The organism is Rhodanobacter sp. Root627 (assembly GCF_001427835.1).
Taxonomy (GTDB): domain Bacteria; phylum Pseudomonadota; class Gammaproteobacteria; order Xanthomonadales; family Rhodanobacteraceae; genus Rhodanobacter; species Rhodanobacter ginsenosidimutans.
The window spans coordinates 135,589-159,843 of record NZ_LMGW01000001.1 but is presented as its reverse complement, the minus strand read 5'-3'; the positions used below and the strand labels follow the sequence as shown (position 1 = coordinate 159,843).

At 64.2% G+C, this 24,255-nt stretch carries 23 protein-coding genes; 12 read left to right on the top strand and 11 right to left on the bottom strand.

The window, feature by feature from the left end; translation table 11 throughout:
- Positions 1 to 258, top strand: a 258-nt coding sequence (locus ASD68_RS17180) for a helix-turn-helix transcriptional regulator (protein WP_235578594.1), incomplete at its 5' end; no start/stop codon positions are given.
- A 149-nt stretch (positions 259 to 407) separates the two neighbouring features.
- Here ASD68_RS17180 and ASD68_RS00770 read toward each other — a convergent pair.
- On the bottom strand, positions 408 to 1,391 hold the full coding sequence (locus ASD68_RS00770) for an alpha/beta hydrolase (protein WP_082545901.1): 984 nt from the start codon (positions 1,389 to 1,391) through the stop codon (positions 408 to 410).
- Positions 1,392 to 1,582: 191 nt separating this feature from the next.
- Between ASD68_RS00770 and ASD68_RS00765 the strand changes: the two genes are divergently transcribed.
- Positions 1,583 to 1,855, top strand: coding sequence for a hypothetical protein (locus ASD68_RS00765; RefSeq protein WP_056602534.1), 273 nt, complete (start codon positions 1,583 to 1,585; stop codon positions 1,853 to 1,855).
- Positions 1,856 to 2,104: 249 nt separating this feature from the next.
- Here the strand turns inward: ASD68_RS00765 and ASD68_RS00760 are convergent, their stop codons facing one another.
- The 5 genes from ASD68_RS00760 to ASD68_RS00740 all read right to left on the bottom strand — a co-directional run bounded on the left by ASD68_RS00760 (position 2,105) and on the right by ASD68_RS00740 (position 9,967).
- A complete protein-coding gene (locus ASD68_RS00760; RefSeq protein WP_056604942.1) occupies positions 2,105 to 3,043 on the bottom strand; it encodes a toll/interleukin-1 receptor domain-containing protein in 939 nt (312 codons plus the stop codon).
- A gap of 33 nt (positions 3,044 to 3,076) precedes the next feature.
- A complete protein-coding gene (locus tag ASD68_RS00755) occupies positions 3,077 to 5,575 on the bottom strand; it encodes an N-6 DNA methylase (protein WP_056602532.1) in 2,499 nt (832 codons plus the stop codon).
- 9 nt (positions 5,576 to 5,584) lie between these two features.
- Positions 5,585 to 6,415 carry a KilA-N domain-containing protein gene (locus tag ASD68_RS00750; RefSeq protein WP_056602531.1) on the bottom strand — a complete coding sequence of 277 codons (831 nt, stop codon included), beginning with the start codon at positions 6,413 to 6,415 and terminating at the stop codon, positions 5,585 to 5,587.
- An 18-nt stretch (positions 6,416 to 6,433) separates the two neighbouring features.
- Positions 6,434 to 8,965, bottom strand: coding sequence for a DEAD/DEAH box helicase family protein (locus tag ASD68_RS00745; RefSeq protein ID WP_056602529.1), 2,532 nt, complete (start codon positions 8,963 to 8,965; stop codon positions 6,434 to 6,436).
- Between the two features lie 111 nt (positions 8,966 to 9,076).
- Positions 9,077 to 9,967 (bottom strand): LysR family transcriptional regulator, encoded by an 891-nt coding sequence (locus ASD68_RS00740; RefSeq protein WP_056602526.1) that lies wholly within the window; start codon positions 9,965 to 9,967, stop codon positions 9,077 to 9,079.
- A gap of 18 nt (positions 9,968 to 9,985) precedes the next feature.
- On the opposite strand from ASD68_RS00740, the gene ASD68_RS00735 reads away from it, so the two are divergent.
- Complete coding sequence (locus ASD68_RS00735; RefSeq protein WP_235578593.1) at positions 9,986 to 10,702, top strand: NAD(P)-binding domain-containing protein; 717 nt, start codon at positions 9,986 to 9,988, stop codon at positions 10,700 to 10,702.
- A gap of 244 nt (positions 10,703 to 10,946) precedes the next feature.
- On the opposite strand, the gene ASD68_RS00730 is transcribed toward ASD68_RS00735, so the two are convergent.
- Entirely contained in the window at positions 10,947 to 11,924 is a 978-nt protein-coding gene (locus ASD68_RS00730; protein WP_056602522.1) for a LysR family transcriptional regulator, read from the bottom strand.
- A 270-nt stretch (positions 11,925 to 12,194) separates the two neighbouring features.
- On the opposite strand from ASD68_RS00730, the gene ASD68_RS00725 reads away from it, so the two are divergent.
- Complete coding sequence (locus ASD68_RS00725) at positions 12,195 to 12,929, top strand: SDR family oxidoreductase (protein ID WP_056077611.1); 735 nt, start codon at positions 12,195 to 12,197, stop codon at positions 12,927 to 12,929.
- A gap of 213 nt (positions 12,930 to 13,142) precedes the next feature.
- Here the strand turns inward: ASD68_RS00725 and ASD68_RS00720 are convergent, their stop codons facing one another.
- Positions 13,143 to 14,042, bottom strand: coding sequence for a LysR family transcriptional regulator (locus ASD68_RS00720; RefSeq protein ID WP_056602520.1), 900 nt, complete (start codon positions 14,040 to 14,042; stop codon positions 13,143 to 13,145).
- Positions 14,043 to 14,153: 111 nt separating this feature from the next.
- Between ASD68_RS00720 and ASD68_RS00715 the strand changes: the two genes are divergently transcribed.
- Together ASD68_RS00715 and ASD68_RS00710 are read left to right on the top strand one after the other, a co-directional pair.
- On the top strand, positions 14,154 to 14,894 hold the full coding sequence (locus tag ASD68_RS00715; protein ID WP_056602518.1) for an SDR family oxidoreductase: 741 nt from the start codon (positions 14,154 to 14,156) through the stop codon (positions 14,892 to 14,894).
- 391 nt (positions 14,895 to 15,285) lie between these two features.
- Positions 15,286 to 16,449 carry an epoxide hydrolase family protein gene (locus ASD68_RS00710; RefSeq protein WP_056604939.1) on the top strand — a complete coding sequence of 388 codons (1,164 nt, stop codon included), beginning with the start codon at positions 15,286 to 15,288 and terminating at the stop codon, positions 16,447 to 16,449.
- 18 nt (positions 16,450 to 16,467) lie between these two features.
- Here ASD68_RS00710 and ASD68_RS00705 read toward each other — a convergent pair whose 3' ends face one another.
- Positions 16,468 to 17,145: a class I SAM-dependent methyltransferase gene (locus ASD68_RS00705; protein ID WP_056602515.1), complete on the bottom strand. Its 678-nt coding sequence runs from the start codon at positions 17,143 to 17,145 to the stop codon at positions 16,468 to 16,470.
- 50 nt (positions 17,146 to 17,195) lie between these two features.
- Here ASD68_RS00705 and ASD68_RS00700 point away from each other — a divergent pair, with 50 nt between their 5' ends.
- The 4 genes from ASD68_RS00700 (at position 17,196) to ASD68_RS00685 (ending at position 19,863) form a co-directional block, all read left to right on the top strand.
- A complete protein-coding gene (locus ASD68_RS00700; protein WP_056077602.1) occupies positions 17,196 to 17,648 on the top strand; it encodes an Rrf2 family transcriptional regulator in 453 nt (150 codons plus the stop codon).
- Positions 17,649 to 17,652: 4 nt separating this feature from the next.
- Positions 17,653 to 18,540: an NAD(P)/FAD-dependent oxidoreductase gene (locus ASD68_RS00695; protein ID WP_056604936.1), complete on the top strand. Its 888-nt coding sequence runs from the start codon at positions 17,653 to 17,655 to the stop codon at positions 18,538 to 18,540.
- A gap of 277 nt (positions 18,541 to 18,817) precedes the next feature.
- Positions 18,818 to 19,090 carry a biotin--protein ligase gene (locus tag ASD68_RS00690; protein ID WP_235578592.1) on the top strand — a complete coding sequence of 91 codons (273 nt, stop codon included), beginning with the start codon at positions 18,818 to 18,820 and terminating at the stop codon, positions 19,088 to 19,090.
- A complete protein-coding gene (locus ASD68_RS00685) occupies positions 19,087 to 19,863 on the top strand; it encodes a biotin/lipoate A/B protein ligase family protein (RefSeq protein WP_056077596.1) in 777 nt (258 codons plus the stop codon). The genes ASD68_RS00690 and ASD68_RS00685 overlap by 4 nt, the downstream gene beginning before the upstream one ends.
- Positions 19,864 to 19,946: 83 nt before the next feature.
- Here ASD68_RS00685 and ASD68_RS00680 read toward each other — a convergent pair whose 3' ends face one another.
- On the bottom strand, positions 19,947 to 20,339 hold the full coding sequence (locus tag ASD68_RS00680) for an NUDIX domain-containing protein (RefSeq protein ID WP_056077592.1): 393 nt from the start codon (positions 20,337 to 20,339) through the stop codon (positions 19,947 to 19,949).
- On the bottom strand, positions 20,336 to 20,836 hold the full coding sequence (locus tag ASD68_RS00675; RefSeq protein WP_056077590.1) for an 8-oxo-dGTP diphosphatase: 501 nt from the start codon (positions 20,834 to 20,836) through the stop codon (positions 20,336 to 20,338). The genes ASD68_RS00680 and ASD68_RS00675 overlap by 4 nt, the downstream gene beginning before the upstream one ends.
- Positions 20,837 to 20,991: 155 nt before the next feature.
- Here ASD68_RS00675 and ASD68_RS00670 point away from each other — a divergent pair, with 155 nt between their 5' ends.
- Both ASD68_RS00670 and ASD68_RS00665 read left to right on the top strand, forming a co-directional pair.
- Complete coding sequence (locus ASD68_RS00670; protein ID WP_056602511.1) at positions 20,992 to 21,780, top strand: phosphodiester glycosidase family protein; 789 nt, start codon at positions 20,992 to 20,994, stop codon at positions 21,778 to 21,780.
- A complete protein-coding gene (locus ASD68_RS00665) occupies positions 21,780 to 24,185 on the top strand; it encodes a penicillin acylase family protein (RefSeq protein WP_056602509.1) in 2,406 nt (801 codons plus the stop codon). Before ASD68_RS00670 ends, ASD68_RS00665 begins: the two co-directional genes overlap by 1 nt.
- The last annotated feature ends 70 nt before the right edge of the window (positions 24,186 to 24,255 follow it).

Genomic DNA, 24,255 nt, shown 5'->3' with positions numbered 1-24,255 from the left:
CACGTCGCCGGCATGTCGCGCAGCGTGTTCGCCACCACGTTCCGCGAGACCGTCGGCACGACGCCGGGGCGCTACCTGCAAGGCTGGCGCGTGCGGCTGGCACAAAAGGCGCTGCGCCGCGGACGTCCCCTGAAGGTGATCGCTTCCGACGTGGGCTACGGCAGCGAGGCCGCCCTCTCCCGTGCGTTCAAGGCGCACTCCGGGCAATCACCGCGGGAATGGAAGGCGCTTGGGGAGAGTGAGGCGGCGAAGGCGTAGGTACGCAAGCGGCGAACCTGCTCGGACAAACTGGAAGTAACCCGACTCCGTTTTGGCCCGCCCCGAACCGGGCTGCTGGTTTTCCCTTGCTTCTGAAACGAAAAAGCCGACCGTGGAAAGTCCACGGTCGGCGTGCCGAAGCGGTTCGCTCATTCCTCGAGAAAGGTCAGCAGGTCCTGGTTGAAGCGGTCCTTGTGCGTGTCGGTCAGGCCATGCGGCGCACCCTGATAGACGATCAGCCTGGCCTCCTTGATCTGCGCGGCGGCAGCTTTTCCGGAGATATCGAACGGCACGATCTGGTCGTCGTCGCCGTGGACCACCAGTGTCGGTACGTCGAACTTTTTCAGGTCCTCGCGGAAATCGGTGGCCGAGAACGCCGCGATGGAGTCATAGGTGTTCTTGTGGCCGGCCTGCATGCCCTGCGCCCACCAGCTGTCGATCAAGCCCTGCGAGGCCTTGGCACCCGGACGGTTGAAGCCGTAGAACGGGCCGGACGCGATATCCAGGTACAACTGCGACCGGTTGGCCAGCGAGCCGTTGCGCAGCGCATCGAAGGGCTCAACCGGCAGGCCTGCCGGATTGCTTTCGGTCCGCAGCATCATCGGCGTCACGGCGCTGACCAGTACGGCCTTGCGGATGCGACCGGTACCGTAGCGGCCGATGTAGCGGGCCACCTCACCGCCGCCGGTGGAGAAGCCGACCGCGGTGATGTCCTTGAGGTCGAGGGCGTCGATCACGGCCGCGAGATCATCGGCGTAATGGTCCATGTCGTTGCCGTCCCATGGCTGGCTGGAACGGCCATGGCCGCGGCGGTCGTGGGCGATCACCCTGTAGCCCTTGTCGGCCAGGAACAGCATCTGCGATTCCCAGCTGTCCGAGCTCAACGGCCATCCGTGACTGAGTGTGACCACCGGGCCATCCTTGGGGCCCCAATCCTTGTAGTACAGGCGCACGCCATCAGCGGTGACGATGTAGTTGCCGTCCACGGTGGCACCGGTGGTGCCCGGTTCGGACGGGGTGGACCGCCGCACGTCGAGCTCGTTGTCAGACGAGGTGGCACGATCGTCGCGCCCACCCGTGGCGGTGGCGGTGGCGGTGGCGGTGGCGGCATTGGGGACTTTCTGGATGGACATGGCGGTAGCTCCTGTTGAGCGGAGAATGCCGGGCGGTGTTGCTCGGTGGAGATATCTTGCGCGCCCCATCAGGACTTTCGGTGATATGGAATCCTGTAAATTTGATCAGGAGTACGGCGTCGCCAACCGACTTGCGCCGCTGGTGGCGCATATTCCGATGACCGGAAAACATCGCCAGCGCCGCGCCGGAGTTGGCGCTGCTATTCGAGGAAGCCTTCGAGCAGCCCTGCGGGTGCATCGCACTGATCGAGCGCCCGTTCGAACTGGTGACGGTCCAGATCCTGCGGCCGCTGATGGAAAGCGGCGACGTGCACGGCAGCCTGCTGTCCGGACTGGCGCACGCCGCCGGCATGTCGCGCAGCGTCTTCCACCACGTTCCGCGAAACGCCGGTGTGCCGCCGGGACGCTCCCGGCAAGGCGCGCATGCGGCTGCAAAAAGGCCCTACACCGTGGACGCCCCTTGAAGGTGATCGCGTCCTGCGTGGGCTACGGGCAGCGAAGCCGCGCTGTCGTGCGCAAGGCGCATCCGGACAATCACCGCGGAAGTGGAAGGCGCTTTGGGGAGCCTGATACGCAGGTGGAAGCGGAGGCGCGGAAGCGGAGGCGCGGAAGCGGGCGACGTAATGATGCGGTGCCTACCTACCATCGGCCAACGAGGTCATGGAAGACAGGGGCCTCCATTGTTTTCCCACCAAATCCGCTGACCGTAATAGCTAGCGCTGAAGTGGCGCCACAAGCATTGACCAGTAGTGTTCGGCGGCGCCTTCGAAGCCCAATCGCTGATCCCGGCCCCCGTTCATCATCGACATGCTGGCGCTCAAATACAGGTGCTGGTCGTCGTTCTCGAGAGTAAGCATGCCGTTGTAGCTGTTGCCGGCCGCGTTGGCCCCATCCGAGTAGGTGATGCCCTTGCCGAAGAACCCACCAAGCCGGATGGTGCACTCGGCGCGCGTCTGCCCGGCTTCGTAGATGATTGCGCTGAAGCGCTGCGCATCGAGACGCTTGTATCGTCCCTGGATAGTGTTGTTGCGGGCCGCCAGTTCGTTCAGGGAATTCTCGAAGTAGCGGGCCATGAATTCGAAGGCGTCGTCGACGAATTGATCGCGGTCGGCATCACTGAACTGCTTGCGCAGGCGCAGGTTGCTGGATCGCGGTCCTGCGGCCGTGGCTGGGATGGATGACGCGGTGGTAGGTGCGGGGCGTTGAACGGGTAGATGCGTTGCGGGCAGTGCAGCACGGATCTGCTGCACCACGTCCAGAAATGCCTCGTCCATATCCGGCCAGCGGGTGATCGGCTTGCCATCGGTGGGTGCGGCGAGCAGGTGTGCAAACGGAGAATGCTGCCAGTCGCACGGACGCAGGATCACGGGGATGACCCGCGCGCTGCCTTCGGCATGCCGCACCAGCGCGCGCTGCATTTCCACGTCGTGGCAATAGTCGGAAGCGAGAAAATCCGGGCTGACCAGCAACAGGATCAGGTCGGCGTGTTCCAGTTGCTCGTCGATGCTCTGGCCCAGCGGGTCGCCGGCGGTAATGCGCCGGTCATGCCAGGTGGTGATGGTGCCGTCGCGCTTCAGCGCGGACAGATGCACCTCAAGCTGGTCGCGCAGGGCTTCGTCCTTGTGCGAATAGGAGAAAAATACACGGCTCATCGTGGCTTGCTTCCTGATCTGCGGCATCGCCGGTTATGCCGCGTCATGGTCACCCCAGATGCGCGCGAGGGTGGCGGCGATCTTTTTCTCGAAGCGTGCAATCAGTTCGCGGTTGGCGTTGACGAGGGCTTGCTCGGCTTCGATCTCGGCGGCAACTGCTTCTTGGGTGGTACGGGAGGGCAAGGGGACTTTGAAACCACGAAGCGAATTCAAGGCGACGGTCTTTTGCGCAACTCCCGTCGCGGCTTCATCTGCCTGCACCTTCATGAACGGTGACAACAGGAGGGTATAGAGATACCGGGTTGAAACAATGGCGGCGTCGGGACGGATCAGGCCGATATGGCGCTGAAAACAAAACTCGCGGTCGGACTCGACAAGGACAGGAATTCCGTAGGAGCCGGTAACGGTGTAGAGGATGTCGCCGCGTTGCGGTCGCCGCGTGGATTTCAGGCCTTCGTAGTATTCCCGAGACACGAAAAAGGTCTTCGAGAAATCGATCTGGTTCCGGTCGTCGATATTTGAGATCGTCACAAACGGAACGCCGTCCCGAGATTTCGGCGGCGGCTGATGGTCACCGTCGCTGATCACCTCACAGACATCCTTCAAGTCGGCCGTCGGCCAATCGGAATGGATGGGAATGTGTGGGCGATAGTTGTCGAGTACCGCGCGAGCGCCGTCGATGACTTTCTGGTAGCCCTCGATCTCCGCCACGATTTCCTGCTGCACATCCAGCGGCGGCAAGGGGACTTGGAATTCACGGATAATCTTTTGAGAAATATTCGGCTGCGCTCCACCACCAGCTAGCCGAATCAACGCGGGCTTATTGGCCTTGAGAAGAAGGTACAGAAACTCTGGGACAAGTCGTTCTCCCGGTAATATTCCACAGATTGCCTGGTTAGTTGTGCAAGCAAAACGCAGAATTCCGACCTCACCTGCAGTTGCGCCATACATCGCCACAAGTACCGTATCTACAGGGAACAGTTTGGCCGACGAATTCTTTAGCGCTTCCTCCGTAATGAATAGCTCTGAACGGAACACGGGCCCTTGCGCAACCTCCCCGCTGCGTAGCCACGGAATTGTCCCTCCTTCATAGTAGGCAGCCTTTCCACTTAGCGGGGTGCCGCCTGAGGACGTTGCGCACACGTCACCGATCTTGATCAACGTGAATAGGTGCGATTTAGGGCTGGAATTCCGATACCGCTCGCCACTCAAGTTGTAGTCACCACCCGCCGCAACCTTCTCCTTCGCCACGATCAACCCCAGCGCCGGCTCGAAATCCTCCACCGACTCCCCGGCTCGCAACCGCCGCAGATACTCGCCAATCTCCGCCTGTGCCTGCGGCAGGTCGTTCTTGTCGATGGCCCTGCGTTGCGCGCCCAGCCCGAAACCGTCGTTGCTGATCTTGAAGAAACCGATGCTGGCGCTGCGTTTGGCCAGCGACTTGTCGAGTATCAGGATCGAGGTCTTGACGCCGGAGTACGGCTGGAACAGGCCGGCGGGCAGCGAGACGACGGCGACCAGCGATTCGTCGACCAGCAGCTTGCGCAGCTTCTTGTACGCGGTCTGGCTCTGGAAGATCACCCCTTCGGGCACGATGATGCCGGCGCGGCCATTGGCGCTGAGGTGTTCGGCCATGTAGTCGACAAACAGTACTTCGCTGCGCTTGGACTGCACCGAGAAACGGTTGTGCGGCTTGATGCCGCCCTTGGGCGACATGAACGGCGGGTTGGCCAGGATCACGTCGGCGGTTTCGTTCCAGCGGTCCTGGCTGGTCAGCGAGTCGTACTCGAAGATGTGCGGGTCGGCGAAGCCGTGCAGGTACAGGTTGACCAGCGACAACCGCACCATGTCGGGCGAGATGTCGTAGCCGATGAAATTCCTGGCCAGCCGCTCACGGTCGTCGTGGTTGAGCGTGTTCTGGCCCTCGGCGTCGGTATTGGCCTTGAGGATGTGCTTCCACGACGAGATCAGGAAGCCGGCGGTGCCGCAGGCGGGGTCCAGCACGGTGTCGGTTTTCTTCGGGTCGACCAGCTCGACCATGAAGTCGATGATGTGGCGCGGCGTGCGGAACTGGCCTGCGTCGCCTTGTGAACCCAGCACCGACAACAGGTATTCGAATGCGTCGCCCAGCCGCTCGCTGTGGTCGTAGCTGAACTCGTCGATGATCTTGAGGAAGGACTTCAGCGTTTCCGGATCGCGATAAGGCAGGTAGGCGTTCTTGAAGATGTCGCGGAACAGCGGCGGGATGCCGGGGTTTTCCGGCATCGTGGTGATCGCCTCGGCGTACAGGTTCAGCATCTCGTGGCCGCCGAGGCCGGCGTGCATCAGCCGCGCCCAGCCGTAATGCGCGTAGTCGCCGGCAAAGAACTTGCGCTTGCCGCCGAGCTCCTCGCTGTCGGCGTCCATGTCGTCCATGAACTTGTAGATCAGCGCGATGGTGATCTGTTCGACCTGGCTTTTCGGGTCGGGCACCTTGCCGACGAGGATGTCGCGGGCGTTGTCGATGCGGCGCTTGGTTTCGGTGTCGAGCATGGTGCGGCGCTATTCCTTCAATCGTGGTGCAGCCGGTCGCGCCGTCAGGGTTTGCATCTGGCGGATGGCGATGGCGTTGAGTCGCTTGAGCCGCTCACCTTGGGCCAGGCCCATGTGGATGAATTCGGCATTCATGCCTTCGATGTTGGCCAGCACCAGCAACTGTTCGACGCTGGCCTCGTCGCGCATGTTGCCGGCCTGGGCTGGGTTGGCAGCGCGCCATTGTCGGGCGGTCTGACCGAACAGGGCAACATTCAGCAGATCGGCCTCGCTGGCGTAGGTCTCGGCGGCTTGCGCGGCGGTGACCGTGGCGGGGATCAGGTGGTCGCGGATGGCGTCGGTGTGGATGCGGTAGTTGAGCTTGGACAAGGTGCGGTTGAGGTCCCACGCCTGCGACAGGCGCTGGTTCTCGTCCTGCTTGAGGCGCTGGAATTCCTTGATCAGGAACAGCTTGAACTCGACCGACACCCAGGTCGCGAATTCGAATGCGATGTCCTTGTGCGCGTAGGTGCCACCGTAGCGGCCGGCGCTGGAGGTGATACCGATGGCACCGGTCCGCTCGATCCATTGCTTCGCGGTCAGCGTGAAGCTGTTCAGGCCGGCCTGCGTTTTAATCCCGTCGAATTCCACGGGATTGAAAGCGTCGTTGTTGAGCTGCTCCCACAGGCCCAGGAATTCGAGCGTGTTGCGGTTTCTGAGCCAGTTGCGCACCAGATCGTCGGTGCGGTCGGCGTTCTTGTAGCGGGCGATGTCGGTAAGGCTGATGTAATCCTCGCCATCACGCTGGCGCACCGTGATGGCGGAACCCTTCACGTCGAGGGTGGTGGTCTTGGCTTTCATCGTTCGTCCTTGAGCGGGTTAGAGGGTGAACTGGTTCAGTGATACGTAATCCTTGACGTATTCGGGGATCAGCGCGCGGTACTTCTCCGGCACCGCGCGGAAGTCGCTGGCGGTGAACGCGGGGTGCGTGTTGAGGTAGGCGAAGTCGCGGCTGTCGATGATGTGGCGCAACTCGTTGCTGGTGGCGTAGGCCTTGAAGAAGTTCCTGATCGCCGGCACGGCACGTACTTCCTCGGGCTTGCGGTCGGCGATGAATTTGGCGAACTCCTCTTCCAGCAGTTCGTCTTTGGACTTGAAGCGCGGGATCAGGCCGAAGATCTTCTCCAGGATCTCGCGCAGTGTCAGCCGGCGATCTACCGCGGCGGCCTGGCGCAGCTTGTCCAGCGTGTAGTACTCCTCCGGCTTGTCGAACACTTCGCGGTTGACGTAGTCGATCACTCGATCCCACTGGCCGGCCTCGATGGCGGCGGAAATGGTGGCGTCGTCGCGCACGGTTTCCTCGAAGCGGGCGAAGAACATGCGATCGACCTTCATGCCCTCGGGGCTGACGGTTTCCTCCTTGATGCCATCGAGCGTGTCCTGGCCGAGGTGTGCATAGCCATCCGGGCTGGTGCCACCGCCATTGCCGTCGGTGTCGCCTTCGCGCGGCTGCGGCAGCTTCAAGACCTGGTCGTAATTGAATTTTTCCTCGAAGTATTCGCAGTTGGCGAAGAAATCGAACAGCTTGTAGGCGGTCTTTTGCGCGCTGACGATAGACGCCTTGAGCGCGTTGTCGGACAGCTCTTCGAGGAAGTCGTGCTTGCGCGTGCCGCGCCCCTTGATCTGGATGAAGTCGGTGGGCGAGAAGATCGGGCGGAACAGGCCAAGGTTGAGCAGGTCGGGGCAATCGTAACCAGTGGTCATCATGCCCACCGTGACGCATACGCGGGCCTTGCTGGTTTTGTAACCGGGCAGGAAGTTGGCCGAGCCGAGCAGGTTGTTGTTGGTGAAATTGATGGTGAACTGCTGGGCGTCCGGAATCAGCGAAGTCACCTGCACGGCAAAGTCCGAGTGGTACTTGCCGGGGTACATGCGGTCGGCCATCTCGTTGAGGATTTGCGTGAGTTTGGCGGCATGGTTCTGGCTGACCGCGAAGATGATGGACTTGCCAATTTCACCGCTGACCGGATCGCGCAGGGCGTGTTCAAGGAAAGTTCTGCAGAACAGCTCGTTGGTGGCCTTGGAAAAGAAGGTTTTCTCGAACTGGCGTTGCTTGTAGGTCTGTTTCTGGTTTTCGCCGTTCTCGTCGACCTGTTCGATGACAAAGCCCTTGTCCGAGAGCAGCTGGGTGGTGACGCCGGTTCTTGCGTCGACCACGGTGGGGTTGACCAGGTAACCGTCTTTCACGCCGTCGATCAATGAATAGCGAAACGTGGGCTGGCCGTTTTCGCAGCCGAAGGTACGGTAGGTGTCGAGCAGCAGTCGGCGCTCGGCCTCGCGTGGATCGCGAGTGGTGGGTTTGGCTTCATCGAAGCGCTTGAGGTAGTCGCGCGGCGTGGCGGTCAGGCCCAGTTTGTAGCCGATAAAGTAATCGAACACCGCACGCGCATTGCCGCCGATGGAGCGATGCGCCTCGTCGGAGATGACCAGATCGAAATCGGTGGGCGAGAACAACCGCTGGTACTTGTTGTTGAACAGCAGCGACTGCACCGTGGTGACGACGATTTCCGCGCGTCGCCAGTCGTCGCGTTTCTCCTTGTAGATCACCGCCTGGTAATCGGCAGACAGTCGCGCGACGAAGGCCTTGCGTGCCTGCTCTTCCAGCTCCAGCCGATCGACCAGAAACAATACGCGGCGTGCGTTGCCCGAACGCAGGAACAGCTTGATGACCGCCGCGGCGGTGAGTGTCTTGCCGGTACCCGTAGCCATCTCGAACAGGAAGCGGTCGTGGCCATCCTTGACGGCCTGTTGCAGGGCGTGCACCGCGCGCAGCTGATACGGGCGCAGGAAGTGCAGCTTGTTCGCCTTGATGTAAGCGGGACGCTCCGCCTCGTTGCGCCAGCCAGCCTCGGCGCGATAGTTCGGACGCTGGGTCAGTGCGATGTAATCGTCGCCGACGGGCTCGTCGATCAGCCGTTGCGGGTCGGGCCTGACCTTCTGGTAGCCGACTACGGACTCCGGCGTGGGAAACGAGGTGATGACGTAGGGGTTGCCACGTTCGAGATCCCAGAAGTAGTGCAGATTGCCATTGGAGAGAATGACAAAGCGGCAGTTCTTGCCCCGCGCGTAGCGACGCGCCTGTTCCTTGCCGACCAATGGATTCTTGCCTTCCGATTTCGCCTCAAGCACCAGTAGCGGGAAACCCCTGGCATCGAGCAGCAGAAAATCGACGAAGCCCTTGCCGGTTTTCTCGAAATTGATGCCGAAGGCATCGAGCTCCGTCTGGGTGAGGGTGACGTTGGATTCCAGCCGGATGTTTGCCGGGCCGTGTGGGTCGGCGAAGAATCGCCAACCGGCTCGCTCCAGCAGCTTGTTGATTTTTACCCGCGCCGTGGCTTCCTTGTCGGACACCCGGATTCCCCTTGTGCGTTGCTCACCGAGCGTTATAACACCTCGGCCATGGAACTATTGGCCCCTGCAGACGGCGGACGTTGTCCCGCGGACACTGCGCTTCGCACGAAGTTACGCTTCGCCCAGCAGCCCCACCAACCGCGCCTCGCACGCCGACAGATCGTGCCCCCGCCGCTGTGAAACCACGAACGTCAGCGACCGGAGATGCCACGCGCGCCGCTCGAGTTCGATGAGCTGCCCACCGGCCAGATCCTCGGCCACAAGATGCCGTGGCAGATGCCCCCAACCCAGCCCGGCTTTCAGCAAGTCCCGTTTCGCCCCGAGATCGTTGACCAGCCACTGGCGCTTGCCGGCAACACCCTCCTGGGTCTGGTCCGCGCCGGGCTGGTTGTCGGTGACGATGATCTGGGTGTAGCGGCCGAACTCGTCCACGGGGACAGGTTGGGGGGTTGAGGCCAGCGGATAGGTCGGCGCGCATACCGTCACCATCTCCTCTTCGCGCAGCCAGTGGCGTTCGATGGCTTGCGGGTTCACTTCCGGCACGTCGTTGATGGTGACAGCCAGGGCGCAGACTCTTTCCAGCACCAGCTTTTCGCCGCCCTGCATGGTGGTGATGCGCAGGTTGATCGCGGCGGTGGGGAACTCCTGCTGCAGCGTGCGCAGGCAGTCGATCAGGTGGGCGCGCGGGAAGTAGGCGTCGACCGCCACCGACACCTGCGGCACGCCGGCCCTGGCGATGGAACCGGCACGGTTCTTCATTTCCTCCGTGCGCGAGATCACCGCGCGTGCATCGGGCAGGAGGCTGCGCCCCGCCGCGGTAAGTTGCGCCTTGCGCGTGTTGCGCTCGAACAACTCGACGTCGAATGCGCTTTCCAGCGCCTTGATCGCGTGGCTGATGGCCGACTGCGCCCGCGCGAGCTTGCGCGCCGCACCCGAGAAGCTGCCCTGGTCGCACACCGCCACGAACGCGCGCAACTGATTGATGGTGACGTTGTCGAGCATCAGCTATCCAAAAACTAGATGGTATTGAACGATGTTTCGTCAATTGTGTTGATGCGTCAAGCGACCCAGATTGGTTGGGCAACCGGCCCGCAGGGGCCGGAACCACTTCAAACCCCTAGTGAAAAGGACAATCCCATGACTTACGCCATCATCGGTTTCGGCTCCATCGGCCAGGCCCTCGCCCGCGCGTTCGCGCGCAACAATATCGAAGTCACGGTCGCCAGCCGGCGGCCGCCCGAAGCGCTGTTGCCGCAGGCGCAGGCGATCGGGCCCAAGGTCATCCCCAAGACGCTGCAGGAAGCCGCCAAGGCGGACGTCATCATTCTCGCGGTGCTGTTTGAGGGACACCGGGACATCGGCAAGCTGCTTCCGGATTGGAAGGGCAAGACGATCATCGATGCGATGAATACGAATGACCCCGTCGAAACGCTCGACAACCTCCCCTCCTCCGCCTTCGCCGCCAAGTCGTTCCCCGGCGCCAAATTCGTGAAGGGCTTCAATCACCTGCTGTCGCGCACCCTGGCCACCGACCCGAAGGTCGAGGGCGGCCACCGCGTCGTGTTCCTGTCGAGCGACGACGAAGCGGCCGCGGCGCAGGTCGCGGATGTGGCCAAGCAACTCGGCTTCGCTCCCGTCTACCTCGGCAAGTTCAACGAGGGCGGCAACCTGGTGCAGGCACGCGGACGCGTCTGGGGTCCGCTGATTTTCCAGGACCTGTTCAAGAAGGAGCAATGAGAGGCTGTGAATTCTTCAACCTCAAAATGGGGAAGACATTCGGGCGAACTTGCCAGTCGCGGTATCCGGATAAAACGATCAGTCCCGGGCCTACCGTCACGCCGATCTGGACCAGGCTCACGGGCGCAGCAGGTGAACAGTTGCAGGCCATGGGAAGATGCCGGAGCCAAGTGACAGACGCCAACTTTCGGCAAGAACGGGACCACGTTCACTTGCTGCTTGCGGGGAAGCGAACCTGGCTCCGTCAGGCTTTCGCCGCCGCCGATTCGGCCGCCAACTGTTCGGGGCGCGGGGTGTCGTCGCTGAGCGCGCGCATGTAATTCTCGTTGACTCTCAGCCGTTCGACCAGGAAGTCGACGAAGGCGCGTACTTTCGGCGATTGCACCTGTCCGCGCGGAAAGAGCGCATGGAGGTCGACGTCCGGACCGCGCCAGTCGGCCAGTACCCGCTGCACCAGGCCCTGCTCGACGTGGGCCCGCACCATCACGTCGCTGGTCAGCATGATGCCATCGCCGCCCAGCAACACCGCGCGCAGCGCGCTTGGGTCGTTCGAGACCATCACCGGGTTGACCGGGAAGTCGCGCGGCTTGCCGTTGCCATCGCCCAGCGTCCAGGTGAAGGCGTTGGCGTGGCGGTGGTTGGTCTGCGCCAATGCGCGATGGTGGATCAAATCGTCAGGATGCAGCGGCTCGCCGAAACGCTCGATGTAGCGCGGCGCCGCGTAGACTGCAGGGTGGAACACGCTAAGCCTGCGCGCCGCCAGGTTTGAATCCGCCAGCGTGCCCACGCGCATCGCCACGTCGATCTCGTCGGCGACGATGTCGAGATTGTCGTTGCTCAGCAGCAGTTCCACGTGCACTTCCGGATGGCGTGCGTGGAATTCGCTTAGCAAAGGCGCGACCCAGAAGTTGCCCACCGTGTGCGTTGCGGTAACGCGCAACCAGCCTCGCGGTCCGCTCTGCAACTCGCTTACCGCACTTTCCGCCTCGTCGAGGTCGCGCGCAATGCGTTGGCAATGCGCGAAATAAATGCTGCCCGCCTCGGTCAGTCCGAGCTTGCGGGTGGTGCGATGCAGTAGCTGGGCGCCCAGTCGCGCTTCCAGCTCCTGCACTTTGCGGCTGACCGCGGTCTTGGGCAGGTGCAGCGCCCGGGCGGCGGCGGTGAAGCTGCCCAGCTCGACCACCTTGACGAACACCAAGGTGTCATTGAGATCGCGGTTCATGGTGCCTCCCGGCGATTGTCCCGTTGGCGGGACAATCTTAGTCCCAATTGGCGACTAATCAAACGCCGGTGGTCCGATTAGATTGGGAACCAGGCATCACGAAGCTGCCCCATGTACCGCGATGTCCGTCAACTTTTCCACCGCATCGCGACATGGTTCCGCAGCGACTTGGAGCCCCCGATTAAGTCGAATCCCGGGACATTCCGAACACGGGACTGAATGTGCCGGCGATGCGCCCCCAAACACATACACACACCAAGGACCCAAGACATGACCAAGCTAACTGGAAAAACCGCTGTGATCACCGGCGGCGCTACGGGTATCGGCCTCGCGGCGGCAAAGCGCTTCATCGAGGAAGGCGCGTTCGTCTTCATCTTCGGCCGCCGGCAGGACGCGCTCGACACAGCTGTCGCCGATCTCGGCCCCAATGCCCGTGGGGTGAAGGGATCGGTCTCCGATCTGGCCGACCTCGACCGGCTTTATGCGGCGGTGAAGGCCGAGCGCGGAACCCTCGACATCGTCTTCGCCAACGCCGGCGCGGGCAGCCAGCTTGCACTCGGCAAGATCACCGCCGAGCACATTGACGAAACCTTCGACACCAATGTGAAGGGCACGATCTTCACGGTGCAGAAAGCGCTGCCGCTGATGGGTCAGGGCGGTTCGATCATCCTGACCGGATCAAGCGCCGGCACCACCGGCGCCCCGGGCATGACCGCCTACAGCGCGAGCAAGGCAGCCGTGCGCAACCTCGCCAAGACCTGGGCGGAAGACCTGAAAGGCACCGGCATCCGGGTCAACGTGCTGTCGCCCGGGGCGACGGCGACCGAGCTGGCGAAGGAAGCGCTGGGCGTGGAAGGCCAGAAGGTCTTCGCCGCGATGACGCCGCTGCAACGCATGGCCGATCCCTCGGAGATCGGTGCGGTCGCCGCCTTCCTCGCGTCGTCGGACAGCAGCTTCATGACCGCCAGCGAGGTCGCCGTCGACGGTGGTCTGGCGCAACTCTGACTTGCTGCGCGCGGCCGGGCACCCGCCGCGCGTTTTCTTCAGGGATCATGCCGATCGGAGGGAAATACGCTTTCGCCTCCCCCCACATAGCGGGCGACAAAACAGCGGGATTGCCGACGTGTGCGGCGCCTCCTACAACCGTGTGGCGACGTCGATGGCGACCACGGCGACCTGCCTGGATCAACACCGCCAGGCGGCAGCCCATTGCCCCTCTCAAGGGGCGTCGCGTGTTCGATATTGCTGCGCCAGCCAGTCGATGAAGACGCGCAGGCGCGGCGAAAGCTGACGTGTATGGGAATAGAGCGCATGCACCGGCAGGCGCGGCGGCGGGTAATCCGCCAGCAATTCGACAAGCGTACCGTTGGCAAGCTGGGAAACCACACCGTAGCGCGGCACCTGGATGATGCCGAGACCGGCACAGGCCGACCCAATGTTCGTGTCCGGTCCGGTGACCGTAACCACGGTGGGCAGCATCAATTCCTGAACGTTGCCCGCGACGGTAAAGGCGAGCGGCCTGATGGACGGTGAGTCAGGGGCCAGCAGACCCATCATCGTATGGCCGTTGGCGAGATCAGAGAGCGTGCGCGGCGTGCCGAAGCGAGCGAGATAGCCCGGGCTGGCGAAGGTGCCGCGCTTCAACTCGGCCAGCTTGCGGTAATAGAGCGAAGAATCTGTCAGCGTGCCGGCCCGCACGATGCAGTCGAAGCCTTCTCGCACCATGTCGAGCGACTGGTGAAGTTCGCTTATGTGCAAGCGGATGTCGGGATAGCGCGCAAGAAAGTCCGGCAGCCCGGGCAGCAGGAAATAACGTGCCTGCGCACCATGCACATCGACGCGCAGCAGACCCGAAGGCTTGGCACCGCTGAACCCGGCCTCCGTATCCTCAAGATCGGCGATCAGGCGAACGCACCGCTGGTAATAGGCTTCGCCGTCCACCGTGGGCCGTACAACGCGCGTCGTTCTTTCGAGCAGGCGCACTCCCAACCGCTGCTCCAGTTGCTTGACGGCATCGGTGGCGGTCGAACGCGGCAAGCCCAGGTCGTCGGCCGCCAAGGTGAAGCTGCGCCGCTCGGCAACACGAGTGAAGATGCGCATGGCATCGAAGCGATCCATGTCACTTGTTCGCTATTTTCGAATAGTGATGCCAGATCATAGTTGATTATCCGAAGCATCGAAAAGAACAGACTCTCCTTTGTCAGCAACGCATCCCAAAGGAGAACTCGAATGACAACGAACACCCACAAGGTCGCCATCGTCACCGGCGCCTCGCGCGGCATCGGTGCAGCGATTGCCCAACGCCTCGCCAAAGACGGCTTCACGGTCGTGGTGAACTACGCCAGCAATGCCGGCGAGGCCGAGCAGCTGGCAGGCAAGATCGAGGCTGCCGGCGGCAAGGCGCTCACCGCGCAAGCCGATGTCAGCGATGCGGCCGCGGTGGCGCGTCTGTTCGACAGCACGGAAGCCGCTTTCGGCGGTATCGACGTTCTGATCAACAACGCCGGCATCATGCGGCTGGCGACGATTGCCGATGGCGATGACGCACTCATCGACAACCAGATTGCCATCAATCTCAAGGGCAGCATCTACACCCTGCGCGAGGCCGCACGGCGTCTGCGCGATGGTGGCCGGATCGTCAATTTCTCGACCAGCGTCGTCGGGCTCAAGCTGGAGACTTATGGCGTCTATGTCGCCACAAAAGCGGCCATCGAAGGGTTGACCGGCATCCTCGCCAAGGAACTGCGCGGCCGCCATATCACCGTCAATGCCATTGCGCCCGGACCGACCGCGACAGCGCTCTTCCTCGACGGCAAGTCGCCGGAATTGATCGAGCGCACGTCGAAGATGAATCCGCTTGAACGGCTCGGCACGCCGGAGGACATTGCGGCGGCCGTCGCCTTTCTGGTCGGGCCCGATGGCGCATGGATCAACGGCCAGGTGCTGCGCGCCAATGGCGGCATCGTCTGATCCTTAACCCCCTCAATCACGCGCCCAGGATCGCGATCAATTGAAGGGAATACTGTCATGTCCAGGAATATCCGTTGCAACCACGCGCGACCCGGAAAGCTCAGGGTCCGCTGCTGCAGCCGCGATCGGACCGGGACAGCTCCCAAAGAAAACAGGCGGAAGCCTTCAAGGCGGGCAGCGTCTTTTAGCCGTCCGTTTCGAATCGCACCAGGATGTCGCCAAGGCGTTGCCCGCCTGGAAGGGAACAGATCCTCATCGATCTGACCCACGCCTGCGTGCCCCCTGAGGTACCGGTAGTACGGCCTTCCTGCAGGAATGGAGTAGTTTGCACACGAGTGTCCGTGCGCATCGTCGTGTGCACGGCGAAGCAAACGTTCAGGAGAACGAGGCAATGGCCGAATCGGCGCCCACACCCTCACCGCTCGTCCGCCCCTTCACCGTCTCGATCCCGGATGCCGAGATCGAGGACCTGAAGCAGCGGCTGGCCAGAACGCGCTGGCCGGCTCAGGAAACCGTCGCCGACTGGTCGCAAGGTGTTCGCCTGGACCATGCGAAATCACTCATCGACTACTGGGCGCGCAAGTACGACTGGCGCCGATTCGAGTCCGAGCTCAATCGTTTCCCGCAATTTCTGACCACGATCGACGGGCTGGATATCCACTTCATCCATGTCAGATCAAAGCATCCGAACGCGATGCCGCTCATCCTGACGCATGGATGGCCCGGTTCGATCGTCGAGTTCCTGAAAGTGATTGGCCCGCTGACTGATCCGGTGGCGTTCGGCGGAAACGCCGACGATGCATTTGATGTCGTGATCCCGTCGCTGCCCGGATTCGGGTTTTCCCAGAAGCCTGCCGAAACGGGCTGGTCGGTCTCGCGTATCGCCGCCGCGTGGGTGGAGCTCATGAAGCGACTTGGCTATGCGAAGTGGGCCGCCCAGGGCGGTGATTGGGGTGCCGTCGTCACCTCCGTGCTCGGGGTCATGCAGCCCGAGGGACTGCTCGGCATTCACTTGAACAGCCAATACGCGTTTCCCGCGCAGATACCCGACACGCTGTCGCCCGAAGAGCAATACGCCGTGGATTCCCTCGCCCTGTACAACGGCGACATGGGTGGCGCCAATCACCTTCAGGCCACGAAGCCGGCGACCATCGGCTTCGCCCTGGCGGACTCGCCGGCGGGCCAGGCGGCCTGGATCTACGACAAGTTCCAAGCCAAGACGGACAACCACGGACTCGCCGAGGACGCCCTCGGCACCGATGAGATCCTGGACGCGATATCGCTCTACTGGTTCACCAACACCGCCGCATCGTCCGCGCGCATCTACTGGGAAAACAAGGCGGGCAGCATGGCCGGGCCCAAACTGACGCTGCCGGTCGCGGTGACCGTGTTTCCCCGCGACATCCCGCGCCTGCCCCGAAGCTGGATCGAAGACACCTACGCCAACCTGATCCACTACGGCGAAGCCGACAAGGGCGGACACTACGCCGCCTTCGAACAGCCCGGGATCCTGGTCAGCGAAATTCGCACCAGCCTGCGGAGCCTGCGCCCCTGAAAACGCAGGTCGGCGAACCTACAACCCCGCATACGCCACCCAACCCTTGAACGTGAAAGCCGCGTAGAACAGCTCCGGTCGCTCGAAGCCCGCCTGCTCCAGCAGGTCGACCTCGGCTTCGGGAGAAAGCGTCGGGAGACGGCTGGTCATCGCTTCGACCGTGGCGATCGGGTTTGCCACCGGCATGCCGTTTGAGGTCATGAAGGCTACGTGCCGCTGCAACCAGCGCCTCTTTTCATCGGACGCATCGGGAACGCTGTGGTGTGCCATGACCAACGGCGCGCCGGGTTTCAATCGGCACCGCAGCTGGCGCAGCGTGTGCAGGCGCTGCTCGATGGACAGGAAGTGCATGGTCAGCAGGCAAGCCGCGCCATCGAATTTGATGGCCGGGGCCGCATCAATGTATCCCTCCAGCAACTCCACTCCCGGCGCCAGCGGCCCCAGCGTCTGGACGGCCAATTCCAGCATCGGCGCGGACGGATCCACACCTAGCAGACGCCACTGCGGACAGGTCTCGGCAAAGGCCTTGAGTTCCATGCCTCCGCCGGCGCCGAGTACCAGCACACGCCCGTCGGGCGGCACGCGCTCGTGCAGGAGCAGGCCGGCCATCTGGTGCAGCGCATGCAGCCCGGGCACCTGCCGCAGTGGCCCATCCGTGTACCGCGCCACCGCTTGTGGATCATTGAAAGAAGACATGTTGCCCTCGCTGCTTGACACTCAAGCACTAACGTAACATCGTTTGTTACATGAAACGAGACAGCCGACTTTCCGCCGTACTCCACGCCTTGCTGCACATGGCCGAGCGCGATACGCCGATGACATCCGATGCGCTGGCGCAGTGCCTGGGCACGCATCCGGTGGTGGTTCGCCGCACCATGGGCCTGCTGCGGGAGGCCGGCCTGGTCACCGCGGATCGGGGCCACGCCGGCGGCTGGCGCATCTCGGCAGACCTCACCAAGGTCACATTGCGCCAGCTGCACGAAGCGCTGGGCGAACCCGCGCTGTTCGCCGTGGGCAACCGGAGCGAGCATCCGTCATGCCTCGTCGAGCAGGTGATCAATGCCGCGCTCGACACGGCGTTTGCCGACGCCGAAGCGCTGCTGCTGCAGCGCTTCGAATCGGTCACCCTGGCCGCACTGGCCGCGGATTTCACGCGCCGTCATGGCGCCCATCGATCGAGGCACCGGCATGAAGCATGACGCGATGAAATACGACGTGATCATCGTCGGTGGCAGCTATTCGGGCATGGCCGCTGCCCTGCAATTGCTGCGGGCACGCCGCAGCGTGCTCATCATCGACGGTGGCAAACGGCGCAACCGCAGCGCCAGCCACTCACACGGGTTCCTGGGCAGCGACGGCGTCGATCCTGCCGAGCTGGCCCGCATCGCCCGTGCGCAACTCGAGGCGTATCCCACGCTGACCTGGCAGGACGGCGATGTCGGGCGGGCCAGCGGCACGATGGACGACTTCCAGGTGACCTGCGGCGACACGATCTATACCGCCAAGCGCCTGCTGCTGGCGATCGGCGTGTCGGACCGGCTGCCCGCGATCCCTGGCGTGGCCGAACGCTGGGGCAAGAGCATCTTCCACTGCCCGTACTGCCACGGCTATGAACTGCACCAGGGCCGCGTTGGCGTCATCGCCACCGGACCGATGTCGATCCATCAGGCGCAGTTGCTGCCGGAGTGGGGAGACACCACGTTCTTCCTCAACGGCACGTTCGAACTCGACCAGGCCGCCGAGGACGAGTTGATTCATCGCGGCGTGACGATCGAAACCACTCGCATTCGCCAGATCGACGGGAGCGCCGATGTGGTGCTCACCGACGGAAGGCGAATGAGCTTCGCCGGCCTGTTCACCGCGCCGCATAACGAACCTTCCACGCCGATCGCCGCGCAGCTCGGCTGCGAAATTGTCGAGACCGTGATGGGCACGCAGATAGGTACCGGCGAAGCCAGGGAAACCACCGTCCCCGGCGTATTCGCCTGCGGCGACGCCGCAAGGATGCCGCACTCGGTATCGCTCGCGGTGGGTGATGGTGCGTGGGCCGGCGCGCAGCTTCACCGATCACTGGTGTGGCCGACGTCGTAGATGGTGGGCGCCCGGGACCACCAGGCTTGCGGGCATGAGTACTGATTCCCGGCTGGTCGAGGGCCTGCCTGACCGCTCATCCGTCCATCAGGTTCATTGCGCGAAAAAATTTCGCGACGGCGGCCGACTCGATCGGGATGTCGCCCCCTCAAAAGGGGAAGATCAACGTCCCATGACCACACGATGGCGATGCATCGATTCCGCCACCCATTCGCACGCGCGATAATCCCGGTCTGTTCTTTCGCGAGGAAAGCCGTCGATGCATGGCGAATACAAGATGCCCGGCGGCAAGCTGGTGGTGGTCGATCTCGATGTCCGCGATGGGCGACTGGCCCAGGTGCAACTGAGCGGTGACTTTTTCCTTGAGCCTGACAGCGCACTGCGCACCATCGACGCAGCGCTCGAAGGCCGGCCCGCCGACATGGACGAAGCCGGCCTCGCCCACAGCATCCGCAACGCGCTCACGCCCGACGTCATGATGTACGGCATTTCGCCCGAGGCCATCGCCGTGGCTGTGCGCCGCGCGCTGCAAGGGGAGCACCTCGCATGATGCGCACCGAATGGCACGACCACGACTGGCAGCTGATCCACACCGCGCCGCAATCGCCAAGCCTGCACATGGCGCTGGACGACGTACTTACCCACGAGGTCGGCGCCGGTCGCCGCAAACCCACCGTGCGCATCTGGGAGTGGGCATCACCCGCAGTGGTGATCGGCCGCTTCCAGTCACTGCGCAACGAGGTCGACGCCGAGGCCGCGCAACGCCACGGCATCGAGGTGGTGCGGCGTATCTCGGGCGGCGGCGCGATGTTCATCGAGCCGGGCAACACCATCACCTATTCGATCTATGCGCCGCTCTCGCTGATCAAGGACATGTCGTTCCAGCAGGCGTACGCGTTCATGGATGCGTGGGTGATCGAGGCGCTGGGCGAACTGGGCATCAAGGCCTGGTACCAGCCGCTGAACGACATCACTTCCGAAGGCGGCAAGATCGCCGGCGCGGCGCAGGCCCACCGCGGCGGTGCGGTGCTGCACCACGTGACCATGGCCTACGACATCGACGCAGCGAAGATGCTGGATGTATTGCGCATCGGCCGCGAGAAACTGTCCGACAAGGGCACCACCAGCGCCGCCAAGCGCGTCGACCCGCTGCGCAGCCAGACCGGCCTGCCACGCGAGATGGTGATCGAACGGATGATCGCCACCTTCCGCCGCCTGCACGGCCTCACCGACGATACGCTGCGCGCTGACGAACTGACCCAGGCCGAAACGCTCGCACAAACCCGCTTCGGCAACGCGACCTGGCTTGCCGACGTCCCCTGACAGCGCCGCAGCACGCCGGTGCGCATCGCGATCCGCAGAAGTCCGACGTGGCCATCGTGGTTTTCACCCCGGCGCGACGACGATCACAGCAACGGCAGGATGTTTTCCCGGCTCAGTTGCGCCACCGGCACGTCCGGTGCGGCGGGGTCGATCCAGTGCAGTTCGGCAATCTCGGCCTGCGCGGTGATCGTGCCGGTGACTTGCACCACGTAGACCACCGCCTCGACCACGTAGCCCGGCTCGTTCGCCGCTGGCGCGCTGCAACGGCACAGCAGCGAAGCCGAGCCGGCGACGAGTTCGCAACCCAGCTCTTCGCGCAGCTCGCGCGCCAGCGTGGCGAGGTCGTCGGCATCACCGGGTTCGCGCTTGCCGCCCGGCTGCTGGAACACCTGTGCACCGTGCTTGCGCACCAGCAGGCTGCGGCCGGCGTGATCGCCGATCACCGCCGCGACGATGTGGATGCGCCTGTCGCTCACAACCGGCTGTACGACCACGACTGCATGCGCCCGTCCTTGTATGGCATCACGCCGTGGAACGGTCGCGGGTCGCCGTCGAACACCAGCGGCAGGAAGTGGCGGTCGCCTTCCCACATCGGCAGTTCCATCAGCTTGTCGCGGGCCACCCAGCGCAGCGTGCCTTCGTGATTGGCGGTGAGCGGCGTGCCGCTGTAGCGGTCGATCACGAAGATGAAACCCAGCCAGTCCTCGCCGTGCTTGCCGAAGCCGGGCCAGTTCAGCGTGCCGCGCAACTGCATCGATTCGCAGCTGATGCCCGCCTCCTCCATGATCTCGCGCCGCATGCAGGTCGCGATGTCCTCGCCCGGCTCCATCTTGCCGCCCAGGCCGTTGTACTTGCCCAGGTGGTGGTCGTCCGGGCGCGTATTGCGATGGATCATCAACACCTCGCGCTGGTCCGGCGACAACACGTAACCGAGCGTGGCGACAATGGGTGCGTACGGAGGCAAGGCGGACATGCGTGAATCGCTGGCGGAAAGCCCACAAGTCTAGCCGCTGCATGGCTCGCCTGCCCGCCGCGGCTTCGGACGGTGCAAGGACGGGCTTGCATGGAGACAGCCGGGGCGGCGACCATCGGGGGATGTCGTCTTTCCGTTTGCTACCCCATTCACGCATGTCCGGCCCGCACCGCGCGCCCGTCGTGTTCATCCTGCTTCTCCTCCTGACCGTGCTGGCCGGCTGCACCGCGCGGGCGCGGGCGGTGGCCAGTGACGAGCTGGCGTTCGAGGGCCAGAACTATCGCGTGGTGCGGCTGGACCTGCACCGCCATGCGCTGACCCTGCACTGGCGCGAACCGGCCAGCGGCCAACCGTTCGGCAGCATCGAGACACTGCGCCGTTGGGGCGAGACACGCGGCCAGCGCCTGTTGTTTGCCGCCAACGCGGGCATCTACGACAAGCAGTTCGCGCCACTGGGCCTGTACGTGGAGAACGGCAAGGCGCTGGTGCCGCTGAACCTGGCCCATGGCAACCCGGCGTCGGGCAATTTCTCGCTGCTGCCCAACGGCGTGTTCGCCGTGTATCCGGATGGCCACGCCGCCGTGCGCACCAGCACCGATTTCAAGGCGGATGGCAAACCCGTGCAGTGGGCTAGCCAGTCCGGCCCGATGCTGTTGATCGACGGCAAGCTCAACCCGCAATTCGTGGGCGACTCGGCCAGCCTGAAGTGGCGCAGCGGCGTCTGCGCCCGCGGCCCGTACGAGGTGGTGTTCGCCGTCAGCGAGGCGCCGGTCAACTTCCACACGTTTGGACGTCTGTTTCGCGACAAGCTCGGCTGCCGCGACGCGCTCTACCTCGACGGCAGCATCTCGCAGATGTATGTCGACGACGAGGGTTACGCCGGCGCACCGGCCTTCATGGTCAAGCCATACGCAGGCATCTTTGCCGTGTTCGCCACGCCGTGATGGCGCGGCGACCCAATGTCTGGCGCGGGCTCGCGCTGGCGGTTCCGGCGCTGTTGCTGATAGCCGGCATCGCGCTGTGGTGGGCGCTTGCCGGCAGCCGCGCGCGGCTCGACGGCACGTTGCATCTGGGCGGTTTGCAGTCAGCGGTAAGCGTGCAGCGCGACGCGCTGGGCACGGTGACGCTCACCGGCAAGCGCCGCGCCGATCTCGACTACGCACTGGGCTACGTGCATGCGCAGGAGCGCTTCTTCGAGATGGACCTGATGCGCCGCATGCCTGTCGGCGAATTGTCGGCGCTGGTCGGGCCGGCCGCATTGCCGACTGATCTCAACCACCGGCGCCATCGCCTGCGCGCGGTGGCCGATGCGGCTTACGCGCAATTGCCGCAAGAGCAGAAGCAGCAACTCGACCACTACCGCGACGGCGTCAACGCGGGCCTGGCCGATCTGCGCGTGAAGCCATGGGAATACCTGCTGCTGGGCACGAAGCCGCAACCATGGCAGTCGCCGGACAGCCTGTTGCTGGTTGCCGCCATGTATCTCGACCTCAACGGCGACGGCCTCAACGCGCGCGAGCTGCACATCGCGCAGATGCGTGCGGTGCTGCCCGACGCCCTGGTGGATTTTCTGCTGTCGCCCGATCCGGATTGGGAGGCGCCGCTGCGCGGGCGGCTGTCGCGTTCGCCGGTGGTTCCCGGTGCGGGCGTATTCGACCTGCGCCAGCTGGCGCCCGCCAAGCCGACTGACCTGACGGCCGCATTGGCGCCCGCACTCGATGCGCCGCGCCCCGGCAGCAACAGTTTTGCCGTCGCCGGTGCGCTCACCAACAACGGTGCGGCGCTGCTCGCCAACGACATGCACCTGGGCCTGCGCGTGCCCAACATCTGGTTTCGCACCCGCCTGCGTTATCCCGACCCCACCGCGCCGGGCGGCCAGCGCGACGTCAACGGCGTGAGCCTGCCCGGCACGCCGGCCATCGTGGTCGGCTCGAACGGCCAGGTCGCCTGGGGTTTCACCAACAGCTATGGCGACTGGCTGGACTGGGTGCGCGTGCAGCGCGATCCGCACGACGCCACCCGCTACAAGGTGCCCGGCGGCTGGGCCACGATCGAGCGCCACGTCGAACACATCCAGGTGAAAGGCCAACCCGACACGCTGCTCACCGTCGAGGACACACGCTGGGGCCCGATCATGGGCCGCGATGCCGACGGCACGCCGCTGGCGTTGCAATGGAGCGGCGCCGCGCCGCGCAACTACAACCTGGCACTGATGCAGATGGAGCGCGCACCGAGCACGCACGCGGCGCTGGCGCTGGCACCGCAGTTCGGCATGCCGGTGCAGAACATGCTGGTGGCCGACAGCGCCGGGCATATCGGCTGGACGATCGCCGGCATCGGCGTGCCCCTGCGCGGCAACGGCGACCCCGGCATGCCGTTCGACGGCGCGCAGCCGGGCAGCGGCCGGCAGGGCTGGGCCAAACCCGCGCAGTACCCGCGTATCGAAGACCCGGCCGGCGGCCGGCTGTGGACCGCCAACAACCGCACCATCGACGGCGATGCGCTGACCCTGCTCGGCAACGGCGGCCACGACCTCGGCGCCCGTGCGCAGCAGATCCGCGACGACCTGCACGCGCGCACCGGTTTCACGCCCGGCAGCCTGCTCGACATCCAGCTCGATGACCGCGCGATCTTCCTCAGCCGCTGGCAGGGGCTGCTGCAGAACGCGCTCGCCGGCAGCAACGATCCCGACCTGCAGCAGCTGCGCAAACTCACCGCGCACTGGCATGGTCATGCCTCCGTCGGCAGCGTGGACTACCGGCTGGTGCGTGCGTTCCGCAACGAGGTGACCACGGCCGTGCTGGCACCGTTCGTCCGTCGCGTGGCGCAGCAACACGGCGACTTCACGTGGCCCGGCGAAAACAGTGCGGAAGCCGCGGTGTGGGCGCTGGTGCATGTGCAACCGCCGTATCTGCTGGATCCGGCCTACCCCGACTGGCACGCCCTGCTGGTGGCCAGCGCCAAACGCGTGGCGACCGAACTGGGCGAGCAGCCCGGCGGCCTCGCCGCCCGCACCTGGGGCGAACACAACCGCAGCGGGATCAACCACCCGCTGTCGGCCGCGCTGCCGGCATGGCTGGGCCGTTACCTCGACATGCCGTCGCAACCGCAAGCCGGCGACAGCAACATGCCGCGCGTGGCCGCACCGTCGTCCGGCGCCTCCGAACGGCTGGACGTGGCACCCGGCCACGAAGCCCACGGCATCCTGCAAATGCCCGGCGGCCAGAGCGACCATCCGTTGTCGCCGTTCTACGGCGCCGGCCATGCGGACTGGGCCAACGGCAGGCCGACGCCGCTGCTGCCTGGCACCACGCAACACACGCTGACCCTGCAGCCGCTCGCCCACTGATGCGCTGAACGCCGCGCCGACGGAGTTCCGCGGCACGGCGGCCCATTCCTGCGTCATTCGACCGCACGGA

Excerpts from the sequence above, each read along its gene's own strand:
- ASD68_RS00770 (WP_082545901.1), bottom strand. The coding sequence starts at position 1,391 with ATGTCCATCCAGAAAGTCCCCAATGCCGCCACCGCCACCGCCACCGCC.
- ASD68_RS00760 (WP_056604942.1), bottom strand. The coding sequence starts at position 3,043 with ATGAGCCGTGTATTTTTCTCCTATTCGCACAAGGACGAAGCCCTGCGC.
- ASD68_RS00755 (WP_056602532.1), bottom strand. The coding sequence starts at position 5,575 with ATGCTCGACACCGAAACCAAGCGCCGCATCGACAACGCCCGCGACATC.
- ASD68_RS00750 (WP_056602531.1), bottom strand. The coding sequence starts at position 6,415 with ATGAAAGCCAAGACCACCACCCTCGACGTGAAGGGTTCCGCCATCACG.
- ASD68_RS00740 (WP_056602526.1), bottom strand. The coding sequence starts at position 9,967 with ATGCTCGACAACGTCACCATCAATCAGTTGCGCGCGTTCGTGGCGGTG.
- ASD68_RS00735 (WP_235578593.1), top strand. The coding sequence starts at position 9,986 with ATGGTATTGAACGATGTTTCGTCAATTGTGTTGATGCGTCAAGCGACC.
- ASD68_RS00730 (WP_056602522.1), bottom strand. The coding sequence starts at position 11,924 with ATGAACCGCGATCTCAATGACACCTTGGTGTTCGTCAAGGTGGTCGAG.
- ASD68_RS00725 (WP_056077611.1), top strand. The coding sequence starts at position 12,195 with ATGACCAAGCTAACTGGAAAAACCGCTGTGATCACCGGCGGCGCTACG.
- ASD68_RS00720 (WP_056602520.1), bottom strand. The coding sequence starts at position 14,042 with ATGGATCGCTTCGATGCCATGCGCATCTTCACTCGTGTTGCCGAGCGG.
- ASD68_RS00715 (WP_056602518.1), top strand. The coding sequence starts at position 14,154 with ATGACAACGAACACCCACAAGGTCGCCATCGTCACCGGCGCCTCGCGC.
- ASD68_RS00710 (WP_056604939.1), top strand. The coding sequence starts at position 15,286 with ATGGCCGAATCGGCGCCCACACCCTCACCGCTCGTCCGCCCCTTCACC.
- ASD68_RS00705 (WP_056602515.1), bottom strand. The coding sequence starts at position 17,145 with ATGTCTTCTTTCAATGATCCACAAGCGGTGGCGCGGTACACGGATGGG.
- ASD68_RS00700 (WP_056077602.1), top strand. The coding sequence starts at position 17,196 with ATGAAACGAGACAGCCGACTTTCCGCCGTACTCCACGCCTTGCTGCAC.
- ASD68_RS00695 (WP_056604936.1), top strand. The coding sequence starts at position 17,653 with ATGAAATACGACGTGATCATCGTCGGTGGCAGCTATTCGGGCATGGCC.
- ASD68_RS00690 (WP_235578592.1), top strand. The coding sequence starts at position 18,818 with ATGCCCGGCGGCAAGCTGGTGGTGGTCGATCTCGATGTCCGCGATGGG.
- ASD68_RS00685 (WP_056077596.1), top strand. The coding sequence starts at position 19,087 with ATGATGCGCACCGAATGGCACGACCACGACTGGCAGCTGATCCACACC.
- ASD68_RS00675 (WP_056077590.1), bottom strand. The coding sequence starts at position 20,836 with ATGTCCGCCTTGCCTCCGTACGCACCCATTGTCGCCACGCTCGGTTAC.
- ASD68_RS00670 (WP_056602511.1), top strand. The coding sequence starts at position 20,992 with ATGTCCGGCCCGCACCGCGCGCCCGTCGTGTTCATCCTGCTTCTCCTC.
- ASD68_RS00665 (WP_056602509.1), top strand. The coding sequence starts at position 21,780 with ATGGCGCGGCGACCCAATGTCTGGCGCGGGCTCGCGCTGGCGGTTCCG.